Source organism: Bacillus cereus group sp. MYBK15-3 (genome assembly GCF_051916765.1).
Lineage (GTDB): Bacteria > Bacillota > Bacilli > Bacillales > Bacillaceae_G > Bacillus_A > Bacillus_A cereus.
On record NZ_JBQAHG010000002.1, the window covers coordinates 341,144 to 357,618 of the forward strand.

The following is a 16,475-nucleotide window of genomic DNA, read 5'->3' on the forward strand; positions in this document are numbered from 1 at the left end:
TTATATGCAAATTATGTATACGTTTTCTTGACGCTTCGACAAAAATAGGAGTAAAATGAACTTGGTATCAAATTATGCTGAAATATTTCGAATAATTTTTTCAGTTTTTCTTATGCCAATAGTGAAAAAACATTATTGTCATAAACTAATCTGAAAACAGCAGTCAAACATTCAAGGGGGGTAATGGGGACATGAAAGGCCGCGAGTATACGTTTCGTAAGTGGCACTCATTAATGGGGGTCATCCCGGTTGGTGTCTTTTTGACGCAACATTTAATTGTAAACAACTTTGCAACACGAGGAGCAGAGGCTTTTAACAAAGCTGCAGGCTTTATGGAGCTCCTTCCATTCCGGTATGCGCTAGAAATTTTCATCATCTTTTTACCGATACTGTACCATGCTATATATGGCTTATATATTGCATTTACAGCTAAGAACAATGCGGTTTCTTACGGTTATTTCCGTAACTGGATGTTCGTTTTCCAAAGAATTTCAGGTATCGTTACGCTGATCTTCATTTCTTGGCATGTCTGGGAAACTCGTATTCAAGCAATGTTAGGTAAAGAGGTAAACTATGATATGATGGCAGATATTTTAAACAATCCAGCTATGTTTGCATTCTACTTAGTTGGTGTTGTTTCAACAATTTTCCACTTTGCAAATGGACTATGGACATTCTGCATCAGTTGGGGAATTACAGTATCTCCACGTTCACAAAGAATCTCTACTTATGTAACATTAGCTATTTTCTTAGGTTTATCTTATGTAGGTGTGAGTGCATTATTAGCGTTCATCGATCCACAGCTAGCAAACCAGTAAGGAGTGGGAGAGCATGAAAGGGAAACTTATAGTAGTCGGCGGTGGCTTGGCTGGCTTAATGGCAACGATTAAAGCGGCAGAAGCAGGAGTAAATGTTGAACTGTTTTCTTTAGTACCAGTAAAACGTTCACATTCTGTATGTGCTCAGGGCGGAATTAACGGTGCCGTAAATACGAAAGGTGAAGGGGATTCTCCATGGATCCACTTTGACGATACAATTTATGGTGGGGACTTCTTAGCGAACCAACCACCAGTTAAAGCAATGTGTGAAGCAGCACCTGGTATCATTCATTTAATGGACCGTATGGGTGTTATGTTCAACCGTACGGAAGAAGGACTTCTTGATTTCCGTCGATTTGGTGGAACGCAACATCACCGTACAGCATTTGCTGGTGCAACAACTGGACAGCAATTACTTTACGCATTAGATGAACAAGTACGTCGTCACGAAGTAGCAGGACTTGTAACGAAATATGAAGGTTGGGATTTCTTACGAGCTGTTGTTGATGATGAAGGTGTGTGCCGAGGAATCGTTGCACAAGACTTACAAACTATGGAGATTAGAAGTTTCGGAGCAGATGCCGTAATTATGGCAACAGGGGGCCCTGGTATCATTTTCGGAAAATCAACAAACTCTATTATCAATACAGGTACAGCAGCTTCTGCTGTATATCAACAAGGCGCATATTATGCAAACGGTGAGTTCATTCAAATTCACCCAACGGCAATTCCTGGAGACGATAAATTACGTCTTATGAGTGAATCTGCACGTGGTGAAGGTGGACGTGTTTGGACATATAAAGATGGTAAACCATGGTACTTCTTAGAAGAAAAATATCCGGCTTACGGAAACCTTGTACCTCGTGACATCGCGACGCGTGAAATCTTTGATGTTTGCGTAGAGCAAAAACTAGGTATTAACGGTGAAAACATGGTGTACTTAGATCTTTCTCATAAAGATCCAAAAGAACTAGATATTAAACTAGGTGGAATTATTGAAATCTATGAGAAATTTACAGGGGATGATCCTCGTAAACTACCGATGAAAATCTTCCCAGCTGTTCACTATTCAATGGGCGGACTATGGGTTGATTATAAACAGATGACAAATATTCCAGGTTTATTTGCAGCAGGTGAGTGTGATTATTCTATGCACGGTGGTAACCGTCTTGGTGCGAACTCACTATTATCAGCAATTTATGGTGGTATGGTAGCAGGACCAAACGCAATTGAATATATGAAAGGTCTTTCTAAGTCATCTGATGCTGTTTCATCTACTGTATATGAGCAAAATGAATTAATCGAAACAGAGAAATTTAACAATATTTTAACGATGGATGGTAACGAAAATGCGTATGTTCTTCATAAAGAGCTTGGAGAATGGATGACAGATAACGTTACAGTAGTTCGTGAAAATAAAAAATTATTAGAAACAGATGCGAAAATTGAAGAATTAATGGCTCGTTACAAACGTATTAACATTAACGATACAGCAAGATGGAGTAACCAAGGTGCTTCATTTACACGCCAACTTGCAAATATGTTTGAGTTAGCACGTGTTATTACAATTGGCGCATATAACCGTAATGAGAGCCGTGGGGCGCATTACAAACCTGAATTCCCAAATCGTGATGATGCAAACTTCTTAAAAACTACGATGGCAAAATTTGAGGGAGAAGGAAATGCACCAGCATTCCATTACGAAGACGTTGATATTTCATTAATTAAACCGCGTAAACGTGATTATTCTTCAAAACACGATGTAGCTGCTAAGGGTGAAGAGAAGGGGGATAAACAACATGTCTGAGAAAACAATCCGCCTCATCATTACGAGACAAGACGGGCCAGATGCGCAAGCGTTTGACCAAGAGTTTGAAATTCCATATCGTCCGAATATGAATATTATCTCAGCACTTATGGAAATCCGTCGTAATCCCGTTGATTCAAAAGGGAACCAAACAACTCCGATTGCATGGGATATGAACTGCTTAGAGGAAGTATGTGGTGCATGTTCGATGGTGATTAACGGAAAACCACGTCAATCATGTACGGCACTTATCGATCAATTAGAGCAACCAATTCGCTTAAAACCGATGAAGACATTCCCGGTTGTACGTGACTTGCAAGTTGATCGTAGTCGCATGTTTAATGCTCTAAAACGCGTTAAAGCGTGGATTCCAATTGATGGTACGTATGACCTAGGTCCAGGACCAAGAATGCCTGAGAAAAAGCGTCAATGGGCTTATGAGCTTTCAAAATGCATGACATGTGGTGTTTGCTTAGAATCATGTCCAAACGTAAACAGTAAGTCTGATTTTATTGGACCAGCACCGTTATCACAAGCTCGCTTATTCAACTCACATCCAACGGGTGAAATGCATAAAGCAGATCGCTTACGTGCAATTATGGGAGATGGAGGACTAGCAAACTGTGGTAACTCTCAAAACTGTGTGCAATCATGTCCGAAGGGTATTCCTTTAACAACTTCAATTGCGGCATTAAACCGTGATACAACAATTCAATCGTTCAAAGATTTCTTTGGTAGCGATAATAACTATTAATAAATATTGCCTCTTCATATCGAAGAGGCAATATTTATAACTTTATTTTTCTGTTTATTCTGTTTGTTTGAAGGAGAGATAACAATGAAGAGGATTTCTTATATTGAAGACTTTGAGCAATGGGAAAGTGGTTTTTCGTTTTACAACCCTGTAAAGGTTCGTTTTGGTGAAGTAGATATGTTTGGACATGTAAATAATGTCGTTGCTTTTACTTATTTTGAAGAAGCTCGTATTGCGTTGTTTAAAGAACTTGGATTTATGCAAGAGTGGACACATGCATCATCAGAAACGATGATCGTTGTTGCGGATTTACAATGTAATTTTATTAAGCAAATATATTTTGATGAACAGCTGAAGGTGTATGTAAAGGCAGGATCGGTCGGGAATTCTTCTTTAGATTTACATTATATGGTGAAGAATGCAGCAGGAGAGGTTTGTTTAGTAGGTCGTGGAATGATGGTTCAAGCGTCGAAAAAAACAGGAAGAGGCGAACCATGGCCTGAAGAATGGAAGAAGAAATTACTACAATAATAGAGTGAAAGAAAAATAAGAGAGCAATTTGCTCTCTTATTTTTTGTCTTCCATCGCTTCTTCTAATGTTAAGTGATGTTTATATAGGTATGTAGCGTATGGATTACCAACGTAGCGTAAGTGCCATGGTTCATATGCATATTCTGTTGTATCTGTTTTATCTTCTAAGTAACGAATGACAAAGCCGAATTCATGAGCGTGTTCTGCGACCCATTTTCCTTCTGCTGTCTCCCCGAAGATAGGTTCTAATTGAAATTTAGCTGATTTTGAACTAATATCCATTGCTAAACCCGTTTGGTGTTCACTTGTACCAGGAATTGCGCTTACCGAATTAGCTTCGGCTTTTCCTTGGCGTCTAACGTATGTATCATGCAACGATTTTTGGCGTTTGTATGAACGATAACCAGATACAGCTGTAAGATCAAGCCCTTCTTTTTTCGCAGCTTTAAACATGTTTTCAAGTGCCTCTGCAGCATCTTTTCGCAGCAATGTTTTTTCTTTATCTTTTGGACTAATAAATGGTACATTTGGTCTCGTTAAGTCTTCAGGAATGTATCCATCTGGTAGTTTTCGATGTTTATTAATTAAGACAAGATTAGATTTTGGATTTGTTACAACTGAAAAGTCATTGTCTATTTTCTTTGCATTATGATCAGCTTTTGGAAAAGCAGGAATCTCTTCTTTTTTATGGTTATTATGCTTTTGACTTTCGACAGCTTTTGCTTCATTATGTAGTGGTGTTTTAGAACCAAAGTAAGCGAAAGATGTGATCCCGATTACAATAGTAGTGGCAGAAATAATTATTATCTTTTTCATGATGCCTTGTAATCACAGTCCCTTCTTCATAAAATGTGTATTGTTTTTTTATTATAAATCTAGTTTGTTGGAAAAGGAATATAAGAGTCATAACGTAATAGAAATGCAAAGAAAATGTCAGAAAATGTGTGAATTTGTAGTATTTTTTTATATAATTCATTTCTTATCTTTCATGATTTGCATTTTTTATGTAATATATATACATAAGAAGATGTAGCGATTATCGAGAATAAAGAACTTCTTGTATAGACTAGGAGTGAGTGGGAATGGATTTTGCAACAATTATTGGACTTATTTTAGGATTTGTAGCAGTGGTAGTAGGGATGGTCGTCAAGGGCGCTGATATAACAGCCTTATTAAATCCTGCCGCAGCATTAATTATTTTTATCGGTACATTTGCTGCAGTATGTATTGCATTTCCGATGAATCAACTAAAAAGGGTTCCAAAACTATTTAAAGTTCTTTTTGGTTCAAATAAAAAGGATTTAAGTTATGAACAGTTGCTAGAATTATTTGTTCATTGGACATCTGAAAGTAGAAAATACGGTATTTTGTCTTTAGAGCAACAATTAGACAAAATTCAAGATGAATTTCTTTTGCGTGGTATGAAATTTGTGATTGATGGTGTATCCGCAGAAGATTTAGAGCAGATTTTGGAATCTGAATTAGAGGCAATTGAAGAAAGACATGCAAAGGGAGCTGCTATTTTTTCACAAGCTGGTACGTATGCACCGACATTAGGAGTTTTAGGTGCTGTTATTGGTCTTGTAGCTGCGCTTGGTAATTTAACTGATATTGAAAAGTTAGGTCATGCTATTTCGGGTGCGTTTATTGCAACGATTTTTGGTATTTTTTCAGGTTATGTATTATGGCATCCATTTGCAAATAAGTTAAAGCAAAAATCTTCAGCTGAAATTGAGAAAAAACGTTTAATCATTGATTGTTTATTAATGTTACAAGAAGGTACATATCCGTTTATTATGAAGAACCGCATTTTAGGTGCACTTTCTGCAACTGAGCGTAAAAAGCTAGAAAAAGGAGCAGAAAAAAATGCGGAGTAAGAAAAATAGAAGAGGCAAAAAGAAAAAACATGATGAGCATATCGATGAAACATGGTTAATCCCATATTCTGATATGTTAACGTTGTTATTTGCATTGTTTATCGTTTTATTCGCAATGAGTAGTATAGATGCTGCGAAGTTTAAACAGATGGCAGTTGCTTTTCGAAGTGAATTAGCTGGGGGAACAGGTAACAAAGAATTTTTAAGTGATCAAAAGCCAAATGATGAAAAAGAATTATCAGCAAGTAGCCTTGAGGCAGAACAAGCAAAAAAACAAGAAGAAGCTAGGGCTAAAGAAAAAAAAGAGATGGATGAATTGAAAGCATTACAAAAAAAGATTGATCAATATATTAATGAAAAACAATTATCTTCTTCTTTTCAAACTAAATTAACTGAAAAGGGATTAATGGTGACAATATTAGAAAATATACTGTTTGATTCGGGGAAAGCAGATGTGAAATTAGAATCTTTAGGGATTGCAAAAGAGATGTCTAGCTTACTTGTTTCAGCGTCACCTCGTGAAATTACAGTATCGGGTCATACGGATAATGTCCCTATTGCCAATGCGCAGTTTGCGTCGAATTGGGAATTAAGTACGCAGCGGGCAGTTAATTTTATGCAAGTATTACTGCAAAATAAAGAATTACAACCAGAAAAATTTAGTGCGATTGGATACGGAGAATACCGTTCAATTGCTCCAAACGATACACAAGAAGGAAAGGCAAAGAATAGACGTGTGGAAGTATTTATCTTGCCTTTAACAGAGAAAGTAAAATAAAAGAGGATGGCGAATGCCATCCTCTTTTATTTTACATCAAATGATTTTAAGTTGTCGCGACGGATTTTATCTTTTTCTGCATCTGATTTTTTGAAATCATAATCATATAAAGCGCCTTCCCAATCGCCATACATTGGATTCGGGAAAATAATGAATTTCTCACCAAATTGTGCTTTTGAATCTGCTACTGTTTGGTTACGATCTTTTACAGATTTTCCATCAAAACCTGTGAAATCAGATAAGTTATCACCGAAGAATAAGACAATATCATGGGTTTGAGAAACGAGTTCACGGCGTTTTTCTTTTCCTTTTTCTTTCGGATCTTGTAGTAATATATGTTCTTTCGTTGCTTGAGGAGCACCTACACGCTCAAGATTTTTAATTGTTGCATCTAGTTGATTCGTTTTACGATTTGAGATGTAGTAAATATCTACACCTTTAGACTCTGTATATTTTAAGAAATCAATTGTACCTGGAAGGGCTTCAGCTTCAGCTTTGTTAATCCAATCATCCCATTTGTAAGGATAGCCTTTGCCTGTTTTTACGCTCATTGCCTGATGAGGACTGTTATCTAAAACAGTTTCGTCTAAATCAAGCACGATAGCAGGTTTTTTCTCTGTCCCTTTTGCAAGAATTGCATCAAGCTTTAATTGACCAATGTTGTACCCTTGGTAGTAAAGTGCTTTCGTTTCACCGGCTGTTTGATACCATAAATCAGCCATTAATTGTTGTTCTGTTAATTTTACTTTCTCTTCTTTCGCCACTGTTTTCTCTGGTGTTCCTGAACATGCTACAAGTGATGTAGATAGAACCGCTACAGATAATAAAGTGGTAATGCCCCTCTTCATCTTCATATGTATCCTCCTTGATGTTAGAAAATCATTTTATATTATATATTAAAATATAATATTTTTATATGAACATTTGCATATTGTCTTTTATATATATATAGTAGTATGTCCTATATTAGAAAGATGAGCAAAATAATAATAGTTATTTTGACAAGTTTTATTGTCGTAATGACAACTATAATTGACAAAAAGAACTTTTTTATTTACAATTTTAACTAAATAGAGAAAATGATGGATTCATGACGATGTTTACATATAAGAGGATGAAGCGTGGTGCTATATTTTGTCTTGAATAAACATAGTCTTTGAAAGAGAGTACGAATGATACTAAAGGGGAGGCTTTATACTTTGAGTTTACAAATTCAAAACTTAACGAAACAATTTGGGGAATCAAAAGCAGTTAACGGTTTGCAAATTTCGTTACCAAAAGGTGAAGTACTAGGGTTACTTGGACGAAATGGTGCAGGGAAAACAACAACAATCAAAATGCTTCTCGGATTATTAACGCCTAATGAAGGTTCGATTACATGGGATGGAAAAGCATTTGGAAATAGTGGTGTAACAATTGGGTATTTACCAGAAGAAAGAGGTTTATATACAAAAAGTAGAGTAATAGATCAGCTGCGATATTTTGGTAGATTAGAAGGAATGTCGAAGAAAGAAGTAGATCATGCTATTGATCACTGGTTAGAGCGTTTAGCGATACCAGAATATAAATTTAAAACGGCTGGAGAGCTTTCAAAAGGGAATCAGCAAAAAATCCAATTAATTGCTGCTCTTCTTCATAATCCGGAACTTCTCATTTTAGATGAACCATTCAGCGGTCTTGATCCAGTTAATGCTGGGATGTTAGCTAGTATTATTGAAGAACAAGTACAGAGCGGAAAGACGATTATTTTATCAAGTCATCGTATGGAACAAGTAGAGGCTTTTTGCCAACATGTATGTATTTTGAAAAAAGGTGAAGCAGTCGTAAAAGGACAGCTAAGTGATATTAAGAAAGAATACGGTTTCCGTAATTTAACGATTGAAGATACAGTAGAGAATGAAAAGGGATTAGAAGCTATACATGTATCGTATGAAAAACAACAAGGCCTTCTTTATGTGAAAGTACAAGACGATGCGGAAGCTCTCAAGATTTTGCAACAGTTGCAAGAGCAAGGTGTTAGCTTACGACAATTCAAAATGTTAGAGCCAACGTTAAACGAAATCTTTGTAGAGAGGGCGAAATAACGATGCGTAAATTTTCTCACGTATTTTCATTTTATTTTAGGGAAGCGTTTTTATCTAAGAAATCATTAATTACGAGTGCGATTTTATTTTTAGTTGTGTTTGGGATTTTTGCATTTAATCATTTTACTTCAGGCGATGATAAAAATAAGGATAAAGATAAAGTTGCAGTTGTAGTAGAGAGTTCCACATATAAAGTACAAAAAGATGAGCTAAATAAGCTATTGCCATCAGCAAAAATAACAATTGGTTCAAAGGATGATTTTGATAAACTGCATAAGCAAGTAGAAGAGGGCGATTTAGATGGTCTATTCCATGTGACGGAAAAGGGTGGGGCTCCATCGATTACATATATGTATAATGGATTTCCAAGCCAAGCAACTTCTGCAATTATGGCAGGATATTTAAAGCAACAATATACGATGGTGACGATTGCCAAAAATAATGTTTCACCAGAAATTGCACAGCAATTACAAACAGAAATTAAAGTAAAGCAAGAAGCGATAAAAGATCGTACATCTTCTTTCGGAATTGCCTATTTCTTTACATTTGCTTTATATATGTTTATTGTAGCGTTCGGAAATACAATCGCAATGAATATTGCATCTGAAAAGGCGTCACGTGTAATGGAAGTAATGCTTCCGAAAGTGAAGCCTCTTACGATGATGTATGCGAAAATTTTAGCGGTTGTTTCAACGGCGTTATTGCAACTTGTCATATTGGCGTGTGGTTATCTTATTCCATATTTGTTAGGTTGGGTCGATTTAGAAAGTGCCTCACTATTTGGTATTCCAATTGACTTTACGAAATTAGATGTAAAGGTTATCAGCATGTTTCTTGTTTATTTCATTACGGGATATTTACTTTATGCGATGATGTATGCTGCTGCTGGAGCTGTCGTGTCTAAGACGGAGGATTTACAAGCTGTATCTTTCCCGGTAATGATTTTAATTATGGCTGCATTCTTTATTAGTATTAAATCATTAAGTGATCCGAATAGTACTATCGTCGTTGTAAGTTCTTACATTCCATTCTTTACACCGATGGTTACCTTCTCACGTATTGTAGCTGGTGAAGCAGGTATGCTAGAAATTACGATAACATTAGCAGTCTTATTGGCGACAATTGCGGTATTAAATGCTGTTACAAGCCGCATTTACGTAAACGGCGTAATGAATTACTCAGATAAAGTGAAATTTAAAGATTTAGCGAAATTTATAAAGCGTCAATAATGAGAGAAAAGCGTGATTTCTTATTGAAATCATGCTTTTTCTTTATGTATAAATTAAAAATAGTATATAATGATAAGAGTCGTCTTTTGATAGAATGAATAAAAAGGAGGGTGTGCAGATGGGGATTAGTAGTCGTTTTACAGTAGGTGTTCATATGCTGACATTACTTGCGATAGATCGAAACTCTCGCTGTACCTCTGAATGGATTGCCGGTAGTGTGAATACAAATCCAGTTGTGATTCGTCGCATTACAGGAATGTTGAAGAGAGCAGGACTTGTTGATGTACAAGCTGGTAAAGGTGGTACGACACTTGCTCGAGATTTAGAAGAAATTACATTACTTGATGTATATAAAGCAGTGGAAGTTGTAGAAGAAGGACAGCTATTTTCCTTCCATGAAAATCCCAACATTGAATGTCCAGTAGGAGCTAATATTCAATCAGTATTAGAAATTATTTTAATGCAAGCGCAAGAAGCGATGGAAAACGTACTTGCAAATGTAACGGTAGATCAATTAGTTACAAATTTAAAGTCTAAAATGAAAGAATAAAAAAGCGAGCTTCCTCATAATGAGGGCTCGCCTTTTTTTATTCAGAAATATTGAAAATTCTATTTTTCAGTATTTAAAATGAATTTACCTACGATAGCTGCGAAGATACCACCAAGAATTGGTGCTACGATGAATACCCATAGTTGAGAAAGTGCTTCTCCACCAACAAATAAAGCTGGTGCGATACTACGAGCTGGGTTAACAGATGTTCCAGTTAACGGAATTCCTAATAAGTGAATTAAAACTAATGTGAAACCAATTACTAGTCCAGCTAAAGAAGAACTTCCTTTTTTACCTGTTACAGCAACGATAACTAAAATAAATACGAAAGTTAAAATGAACTCAACTAAAAATGCTCCAGATAAACCAAGAGTTCCGAAACCATTTTGTCCTAAATTATCTAAAGGTGTTTTAGCAGATTTTAAAATTGTTACTAACGTTGCAGTTCCTAATAAACCACCTAAAATTTGAGCTAATACATAATAACAAAGTTCCATAGCGTTCATTCGTTTGTTGATGAACATAGCTACTGATACTGCTGGGTTAATGTGACATCCAGAAATTGTTCCGATGCTATATGCCATAGCTACAATAGATAAGCCGAAAGCCATAGCGATTCCTAATGTTCCAATTCCTTCAATTCCGCCGCCAGTGACAGCTACTCCAGTTCCGAATAATACAAGTACAAATGTACCAATAAATTCAGCGATTGCTTTTTTTAACATAATTTACCTCCTATTAATGCGCATGAAACGTATTATAACATAAGTTTTAGTATAAGCAGCCAATGAAATACTATTCTGATAAGGCGAAATAGGGGGACAATAAAAAAGAGTATGGTTCATCTCTATAGAACCATACCCTTTTTTTATGCTGATTTTTTCTGTTTAACGACTGGAACAGAACGGTTTAAAATACTATTTGCAACCATTCCTAACATGATAATAATCATTCCGATGAGAGAAAGTCCTCCAGGGAGTGAACCATTTAAGAAAATGATTTCTCCAAGTACGGTAAAGACCATCGTTCCAGCTTGTGTTGCTTCAACAGCTCCAAGTAGAGCGAGGTTATCTTTTGCTAAGTCAGTAGCAAAGAAAAATGTCATCGTTGCAATAACGCCGGAACATAATGCTAACAAAAATCCTTGAAGTATTTGGTTGGATGTTGGAATGCCAGTAGTAGAAAATCCGTATATACCAAGCAAGATTGTTATAGGAAGACTTCCAATTGCCATTCCTAATACACGTTGGAACGTATTAAGGCGTCCACCAACAAGCTCCATCATTTTTCGGTTACCGAACGGATATAAGAAAGCGGCTAATACGACAGGTAAAAAACCTGAAATGAACTGAGTCATTGTAATATGGCCTGCGGCAGTTGCTTGCATACAAATTACACCAAGTAAAATAAATAATGCAACATATAAGCTACGAAGTGGAATTTTTCCACGTACAAGTTTCGTACCTGATTTTGTTTCTATTTTCACGAAAAATAGTGGTGATAGTAGTAAACCAGCTAAAATCGTAACTTGCCAAGTTCCAGCAACGAGCCAAGCTGGAGAAAAGACAGCTGCGAAACTTAATAAAGAATAAAAACCAATACCGGCAACAGAACCCCATCCGATCCATGCCAATGGATGTTTTTTTAACTCTTCCCATAATCCCCTAAAGTTTTTGCGAAATAAAACGATAAGGAATAAAATAGGAAGAGCAAATAAAAAACGGAAGGAAGCTGTCCAAGCCCAGCTCGTTCCAGATACATTCATTGCTCTATTAATAATAAAGGTCGCAGAAAAAAAGGCCGATGATAAAAGACCTAATAAAATTGCGCGCATGAAGTATAACACTCCTTTCGAAAATAAATAATTATGTATAGTATGATATACTTTTAATTATTAAAAGTAAACTATTTTATACTTTAAGGTGGTTTTATATATGAAAGAAAATGAAGATATGCAAACGAAAGAAGTCATTCAACAAGTTGGACAGTTATTGAGACAAATTCGAAATGAACAGAAATTAAGTTTAGAAGAATTAGCTCATAAAACAGGAGTTAGTAAATTAACATTAGGAAAGATCGAAAGAGGGGAAACAAATCCGACACTAGCTGTCATTTGGAAAATAACGAAAGGGTTATCAATTCCTTTATCTAGATTAATGGTTGTTGGAGAACCTGTAGCTGTTGCGCGCTGTGGAGAAGGATTTGCAGTAGATGAAGGACAAGCGTGGCATTTAGAAACGATGTTCCGTTATACGAAAGAAACAGGGATGGAAATGCACCGTGCTTGTTTACGATCAAATAGTATATATGAGCCAGAAGCTCATCATGAAGGTGCGATTGAGCTTGTAACGGTAATGAAAGGGAAAGTGTCTATTCAAGTGGAGAATGATGTATACGAATTAAATGAGTTTGATTCCATTCAATTTGAAGCGAATAAGAAGCATATTTATAAAAATGAAGAAGAAGAAGTAGCGGTATTACATTTAACGATGAAATATTCTTCATGAAAAAATCACCTATAGGATTCTATAGGTGATTTGCTCTTCTTAAGTATGTGAAATAATGCCGTTAGTACGAACGTGGCATAAGTAATAAACAAATGAAATAAACTAAAAATCCTGTCCCAAAACATAAAACAGCAATAACCCAAATGATACGAATAAGAGTAGAGCTAATATCAAAATATTCTCCTAAACCACCACATATACCAAATAGCATTTTATCAGTTTCGGATTTACATAACTTTTTTGACATATTCCAATCAACTCCTTTTTATATCAAACTGCATACTTTTATTCTATATGGAAATTTATGAGAAGACTATGGGGTTGTATTACATTTTTTTGTGAGAAGTGATCGTATTAATTGTCTTAATTTTCAGTGGATATTAAACTTGTAGTTATGAGGTGATTTTTAATAAAGGGTGGGGAAATAGAGATGACAGTATATTGGTTGACTAACGTAATGCTTGAATCAGGATATACATATGAAGAAGAGAGAATTTCACAAACAGAAACAGAATTATGCAGTTTACTTATTGAAGATGGTCGAATTAAAAAAATTATAAAAGGGATTGTTCAAGAGGAAGATATAGTAACTTTTGATGCTAAGAACTTATTAATGTTGCCAGCTTTCAAAGAGATGCACATTCACATTGATAAAACATATTATAGTGGCCCATGGAAAGCTTGTATGCCAGCAGAAAGTATTTTTACACGTTTTAATGAAGAAGAAAAAATTTTACCAAAGCAATTAGCGACTGCCCGAAATAGAGCGGAAAATATGCTAGAGTTACTACTGCAAAATGGTGCAACGAATATTAGAACGCATTGTAATGTCGATCCGATTATTGGGCTTGGTAATCTGGAGGCGACGTTAGCGGCATTAGAAACATATAAAAATCGAGTGTCTAGTAGAATTGTTGCGTTTCCGCAACATGGATTATTGCGCAGTGATTCTGTGCAACTCGTGAAAGATGCGATGCGTATGGGTGCTCATCTAGTCGGAGGAGTAGATCCAGCTACAGTAGATAATGACATTGAAAAGTCATTACATACAATTATGGATATCGCAGTAGAATTTAATGCGGATGTTGATATTCATTTGCACGATGCGAATAATCTTGGAACGTTTACGATGAAGAGATTGGCAAGTTTAACAGAAGAAGCAGGATGGCAAGGCCGTGTAACGATTAGTCATGCACTTGGACTTGGTGGTGTTACTGATAAAGAGGCTGAAGAAGTGGCAGAAAGACTCGCAAATGTAAATATTGATATTACTTCAACAGTGCCAATTGGTAAACAAGTAATCCCAATTCCGTTATTAGATAAAAAAGGTGTTAAGGTTGCATTAGGCAATGATAGCATTACAGATCATTGGTCACCGTTTGGAACAGGTGATATGCTTCAAAAGGCGAATCGATTAGCAGAGTGTTTTGGGTGGAGTGACGAAAGGTCTTTAGGAAAAGCACTCCGCTTTATTACAGGGGGAAAAGAAACGTTAAATAATGAAGGGAAGCGAGTATGGCCGAATGTAGGGGATGAAGCGAGCTTTGTTTTGACGAATGCGACATGCGCTGCTGAAGCAGTAGCGCGTCAAACAGAAAAACGTTTAGTCGTGTATAAAGGAAATATTGTTGTTGGAAGTTTAAATGAGGTGGAATTAAATAATCTTGTGTAGAAGAATCGTTTAAATATTTTGAGGAGGGTTCTAATGGTGAGTATAGAACTCTTCTTTTTTATTCTTACAATATATTTTTATAGGAAAGCTAGAAGGGATGAAAAAATTGGACAATCAACATAACCAAAATCATATTATGGGAACTTTGCAATGGTTTATATTTTTATTAGCAAATTCAATAGCACTACCAATTGTCGTTGGCGGATTATTTCATCTTACGACGGAAGAAATATTTTATTTAATGCAGCGTACGTTTTTTGTAGTTGGGATATCTTCTTTTTTACAAGGGTGGCTTGGGCATAGACTGCCAATTGCGGATGGGCCGGCTGGATCTTGGGTTGGTGTATTTACCGTACTTGCTTATGCAACGGCCGGACAAGATCAATTACATAGTACACTGCAAATTTTAGAATTAGGAATGATAATCTCCGGTGTTATTTTAATAGGATTAGGAGTAACTGGTTTTATAGGACGTATTTTATTTTTATTTACGCCGCTTGTGACAGGGACGTTTTTACTTTTATTATGTTTACAATTAAGTGGTGTATTTTTAAAAGGAATGTTAGGAATTACAGCTACTATTTCTCAAATCGACGGATTTACAGCAATGATCGCGTTTAGTATATTTCTGTTCGTTATTATACTATCTAATTTTGGAAAAGGCTTTGTCAAAAGTTATGCAGTTTTAACAGGATTAATTAGTGGGTGGATTATTTTTCTCATTGCAGGAAAAGTGACAATCCCATCTCAAGTAACTCATTTTGTGCAACTTCCACATATATTTGCTTGGGGACTTCCAAAATGGAATACAGGTATGGCTGTATCAAGTTTCGTTATGGTATGTATTTTAGTTTCGAATACGGTGGCAGCTATTATAGCAATTAATCAAGCAACTATTCATAAAGCGACTATTGAACAAAAACAGTTGAAAGATGGAACATGGGTTGGGGGGATTTCGCATCTCATCTCTTCTGTATTTTCAACTGTAGGTGTCGTTCCGTTACCAGCAACGGCAGGATTCATACGTTTAACAAAACAAAAGTATATACGATCGTTCTTAATGGCATGTGCGTTACTAGTCGTAATGTCTCTTTTTCCAAGTATTATTCGTTACTTAGCATCTTTACCATCAGCTGTCGCATCGGCTGTTTTAATGGCTTCGTTCGTACAGTTAATTGGAATTGGATTTAATAATATAAAACAAGTGCCGATGAGTGAAAGGAATGTAACGATTTTAGGCGTTGCAGTATTATTTGGCAGCGGCGTTATGTTTTTACCGTCTGGAGCACTCCAATCCTTGCCGTCTATTATGCAATATATATTCGGTAATGGTTTATTTGTAGGTACGGTTGTAAGTATATTGCTAGAACAAATATGGCGCGTTGGAAAGTAAGTGGATAAAAAGAGTGTACGCACTGTATAAAAGTCTAAAATAACATAGGAAATAAAGCCCATTTTTATTCACCACCTGCACATTTCGTTCATACAATATCTTGACTAAATAAACACCCAACTTACACATACACAGCTCTGGCTTAAGCAAGGAGGGTTATACCAGTTGAAGGAAAAAGCGTATCAATCTAAACCTTTACTCACAAAGAGAGAGAGAGAAGTATTTGAATTGCTGGTTCAAGATAAAACAACGAAGGAAATTGCAGGTGAACTTTTTATAAGTGAAAAGACAGTTCGCAACCATATCTCAAACGCAATGCAAAAGCTAGGGGTTAAAGGACGTTCACAAGCAGTTGTGGAGCTTCTTCGTATGGGAGAGCTCGAATTATAAGAAAGCAGCCGACTTTTATATAAAAGTCGGCTATTTTTTGTTTGCTTCACTTGCTATATGAATGATAAGAACACTCCATACATAA

The 16,475-nt window shown here is 36.0% G+C and carries 18 protein-coding genes; 13 read left to right on the top strand and 5 right to left on the bottom strand.

Annotation, left to right across the window (positions count from 1 at the left end):
- Nucleotides 1-191: 191 nt before the first annotated feature.
- From sdhC to ACTFR8_RS10195, 4 genes are all read left to right on the top strand, one after another.
- Nucleotides 192-818, top strand: a complete 627-nt coding sequence (gene sdhC, locus ACTFR8_RS10180; RefSeq protein WP_000678354.1) for a succinate dehydrogenase cytochrome B558 — start codon at nt 192-194, stop codon at nt 816-818.
- 13 nt (nt 819-831) lie between these two features.
- Nucleotides 832-2,625, top strand: a complete 1,794-nt coding sequence (gene sdhA / locus ACTFR8_RS10185; protein ID WP_000676750.1) for a succinate dehydrogenase flavoprotein subunit — start codon at nt 832-834, stop codon at nt 2,623-2,625.
- Nucleotides 2,618-3,379, top strand: coding sequence for a succinate dehydrogenase iron-sulfur subunit (gene sdhB, locus ACTFR8_RS10190; RefSeq protein WP_001291827.1), 762 nt, complete (start codon nt 2,618-2,620; stop codon nt 3,377-3,379). Before sdhA ends, sdhB begins: the two co-directional genes overlap by 8 nt.
- An 84-nt stretch (nt 3,380-3,463) precedes the next feature.
- Nucleotides 3,464-3,910: an acyl-CoA thioesterase gene (locus tag ACTFR8_RS10195; RefSeq protein ID WP_000822734.1), complete on the top strand. Its 447-nt coding sequence runs from the start codon at nt 3,464-3,466 to the stop codon at nt 3,908-3,910.
- A 36-nt stretch (nt 3,911-3,946) separates the two neighbouring features.
- Here the strand turns inward: ACTFR8_RS10195 and ACTFR8_RS10200 are convergent, their stop codons facing one another.
- Nucleotides 3,947-4,726 (bottom strand): M15 family metallopeptidase, encoded by a 780-nt coding sequence (locus ACTFR8_RS10200; protein ID WP_000720201.1) that lies wholly within the window; start codon nt 4,724-4,726, stop codon nt 3,947-3,949.
- A gap of 266 nt (nt 4,727-4,992) precedes the next feature.
- On the opposite strand from ACTFR8_RS10200, the gene motA reads away from it, so the two are divergent.
- A complete protein-coding gene (motA, locus tag ACTFR8_RS10205; RefSeq protein ID WP_000344853.1) occupies nt 4,993-5,787 on the top strand; it encodes a flagellar motor stator protein MotA in 795 nt (264 codons plus the stop codon).
- Nucleotides 5,777-6,565, top strand: coding sequence for a flagellar motor protein MotB (motB, locus tag ACTFR8_RS10210; protein ID WP_001256734.1), 789 nt, complete (start codon nt 5,777-5,779; stop codon nt 6,563-6,565). The genes motA and motB overlap by 11 nt, the downstream gene beginning before the upstream one ends.
- Nucleotides 6,566-6,591: 26 nt before the next feature.
- Here the strand turns inward: motB and ACTFR8_RS10215 are convergent, their stop codons facing one another.
- Nucleotides 6,592-7,419, bottom strand: a complete 828-nt coding sequence (locus ACTFR8_RS10215) for a 5'-nucleotidase, lipoprotein e(P4) family (RefSeq protein ID WP_100619231.1) — start codon at nt 7,417-7,419, stop codon at nt 6,592-6,594.
- Nucleotides 7,420-7,764: 345 nt separating this feature from the next.
- Here ACTFR8_RS10215 and ACTFR8_RS10220 point away from each other — a divergent pair, with 345 nt between their 5' ends.
- From ACTFR8_RS10220 to ACTFR8_RS10230, 3 genes are all read left to right on the top strand, one after another.
- The gene (locus tag ACTFR8_RS10220; RefSeq protein ID WP_000058117.1) at nt 7,765-8,649 is read left to right on the top strand and encodes an ABC transporter ATP-binding protein; all 885 of its coding nucleotides are present in this window, start codon (nt 7,765-7,767) and stop codon (nt 8,647-8,649) included.
- Between the two features lie 2 nt (nt 8,650-8,651).
- Nucleotides 8,652-9,878, top strand: a complete 1,227-nt coding sequence (locus tag ACTFR8_RS10225) for an ABC transporter permease (RefSeq protein WP_098300109.1) — start codon at nt 8,652-8,654, stop codon at nt 9,876-9,878.
- Nucleotides 9,879-9,996: 118 nt separating this feature from the next.
- Complete coding sequence (locus tag ACTFR8_RS10230; RefSeq protein WP_000512998.1) at nt 9,997-10,428, top strand: Rrf2 family transcriptional regulator; 432 nt, start codon at nt 9,997-9,999, stop codon at nt 10,426-10,428.
- A gap of 59 nt (nt 10,429-10,487) precedes the next feature.
- On the opposite strand, the gene ACTFR8_RS10235 is transcribed toward ACTFR8_RS10230, so the two are convergent.
- Together ACTFR8_RS10235 and ACTFR8_RS10240 are read right to left on the bottom strand one after the other, a co-directional pair.
- Nucleotides 10,488-11,153: an aquaporin gene (locus ACTFR8_RS10235; protein WP_000913213.1), complete on the bottom strand. Its 666-nt coding sequence runs from the start codon at nt 11,151-11,153 to the stop codon at nt 10,488-10,490.
- A 143-nt stretch (nt 11,154-11,296) separates the two neighbouring features.
- Entirely contained in the window at nt 11,297-12,262 is a 966-nt protein-coding gene (locus ACTFR8_RS10240; protein ID WP_252209698.1) for a DMT family transporter, read from the bottom strand.
- Nucleotides 12,263-12,362: 100 nt separating this feature from the next.
- Between ACTFR8_RS10240 and ACTFR8_RS10245 the strand changes: the two genes are divergently transcribed.
- A complete protein-coding gene (locus tag ACTFR8_RS10245; RefSeq protein ID WP_000661924.1) occupies nt 12,363-12,935 on the top strand; it encodes a helix-turn-helix domain-containing protein in 573 nt (190 codons plus the stop codon).
- A 61-nt stretch (nt 12,936-12,996) separates the two neighbouring features.
- Here ACTFR8_RS10245 and ACTFR8_RS10250 read toward each other — a convergent pair whose 3' ends face one another.
- Nucleotides 12,997-13,182, bottom strand: coding sequence for a PspC domain-containing protein (locus ACTFR8_RS10250; RefSeq protein ID WP_000038411.1), 186 nt, complete (start codon nt 13,180-13,182; stop codon nt 12,997-12,999).
- A 183-nt stretch (nt 13,183-13,365) separates the two neighbouring features.
- Here ACTFR8_RS10250 and ACTFR8_RS10255 point away from each other — a divergent pair, with 183 nt between their 5' ends.
- The 3 genes from ACTFR8_RS10255 to gerE all read left to right on the top strand — a co-directional run bounded on the left by ACTFR8_RS10255 (nt 13,366) and on the right by gerE (nt 16,390).
- The gene (locus ACTFR8_RS10255) at nt 13,366-14,607 is read left to right on the top strand and encodes an amidohydrolase family protein (protein WP_100619233.1); all 1,242 of its coding nucleotides are present in this window, start codon (nt 13,366-13,368) and stop codon (nt 14,605-14,607) included.
- 97 nt (nt 14,608-14,704) lie between these two features.
- Nucleotides 14,705-16,000, top strand: a complete 1,296-nt coding sequence (locus ACTFR8_RS10260; RefSeq protein ID WP_098300108.1) for a purine/pyrimidine permease — start codon at nt 14,705-14,707, stop codon at nt 15,998-16,000.
- Nucleotides 16,001-16,165: 165 nt separating this feature from the next.
- Nucleotides 16,166-16,390, top strand: a complete 225-nt coding sequence (gerE, locus tag ACTFR8_RS10265) for a spore germination transcription factor GerE (RefSeq protein WP_000659484.1) — start codon at nt 16,166-16,168, stop codon at nt 16,388-16,390.
- Nucleotides 16,391-16,475 lie beyond the last annotated feature (85 nt).

Excerpts from the sequence above, each read along its gene's own strand:
- motB (WP_001256734.1), top strand. The coding sequence starts at position 5,777 with ATGCGGAGTAAGAAAAATAGAAGAGGCAAAAAGAAAAAACATGATGAG.
- sdhB (WP_001291827.1), top strand. The coding sequence starts at position 2,618 with ATGTCTGAGAAAACAATCCGCCTCATCATTACGAGACAAGACGGGCCA.
- ACTFR8_RS10225 (WP_098300109.1), top strand. The coding sequence starts at position 8,652 with ATGCGTAAATTTTCTCACGTATTTTCATTTTATTTTAGGGAAGCGTTT.
- sdhA (WP_000676750.1), top strand. The coding sequence starts at position 832 with ATGAAAGGGAAACTTATAGTAGTCGGCGGTGGCTTGGCTGGCTTAATG.
- ACTFR8_RS10215 (WP_100619231.1), bottom strand. The coding sequence starts at position 7,419 with ATGAAGATGAAGAGGGGCATTACCACTTTATTATCTGTAGCGGTTCTA.
- ACTFR8_RS10255 (WP_100619233.1), top strand. The coding sequence starts at position 13,366 with ATGACAGTATATTGGTTGACTAACGTAATGCTTGAATCAGGATATACA.
- ACTFR8_RS10240 (WP_252209698.1), bottom strand. The coding sequence starts at position 12,262 with ATGCGCGCAATTTTATTAGGTCTTTTATCATCGGCCTTTTTTTCTGCG.
- ACTFR8_RS10230 (WP_000512998.1), top strand. The coding sequence starts at position 9,997 with ATGGGGATTAGTAGTCGTTTTACAGTAGGTGTTCATATGCTGACATTA.
- ACTFR8_RS10235 (WP_000913213.1), bottom strand. The coding sequence starts at position 11,153 with ATGTTAAAAAAAGCAATCGCTGAATTTATTGGTACATTTGTACTTGTA.
- motA (WP_000344853.1), top strand. The coding sequence starts at position 4,993 with ATGGATTTTGCAACAATTATTGGACTTATTTTAGGATTTGTAGCAGTG.
- ACTFR8_RS10195 (WP_000822734.1), top strand. The coding sequence starts at position 3,464 with ATGAAGAGGATTTCTTATATTGAAGACTTTGAGCAATGGGAAAGTGGT.
- ACTFR8_RS10260 (WP_098300108.1), top strand. The coding sequence starts at position 14,705 with ATGAAAAAATTGGACAATCAACATAACCAAAATCATATTATGGGAACT.
- ACTFR8_RS10250 (WP_000038411.1), bottom strand. The coding sequence starts at position 13,182 with ATGTCAAAAAAGTTATGTAAATCCGAAACTGATAAAATGCTATTTGGT.
- ACTFR8_RS10245 (WP_000661924.1), top strand. The coding sequence starts at position 12,363 with ATGAAAGAAAATGAAGATATGCAAACGAAAGAAGTCATTCAACAAGTT.
- ACTFR8_RS10200 (WP_000720201.1), bottom strand. The coding sequence starts at position 4,726 with ATGAAAAAGATAATAATTATTTCTGCCACTACTATTGTAATCGGGATC.
- sdhC (WP_000678354.1), top strand. The coding sequence starts at position 192 with ATGAAAGGCCGCGAGTATACGTTTCGTAAGTGGCACTCATTAATGGGG.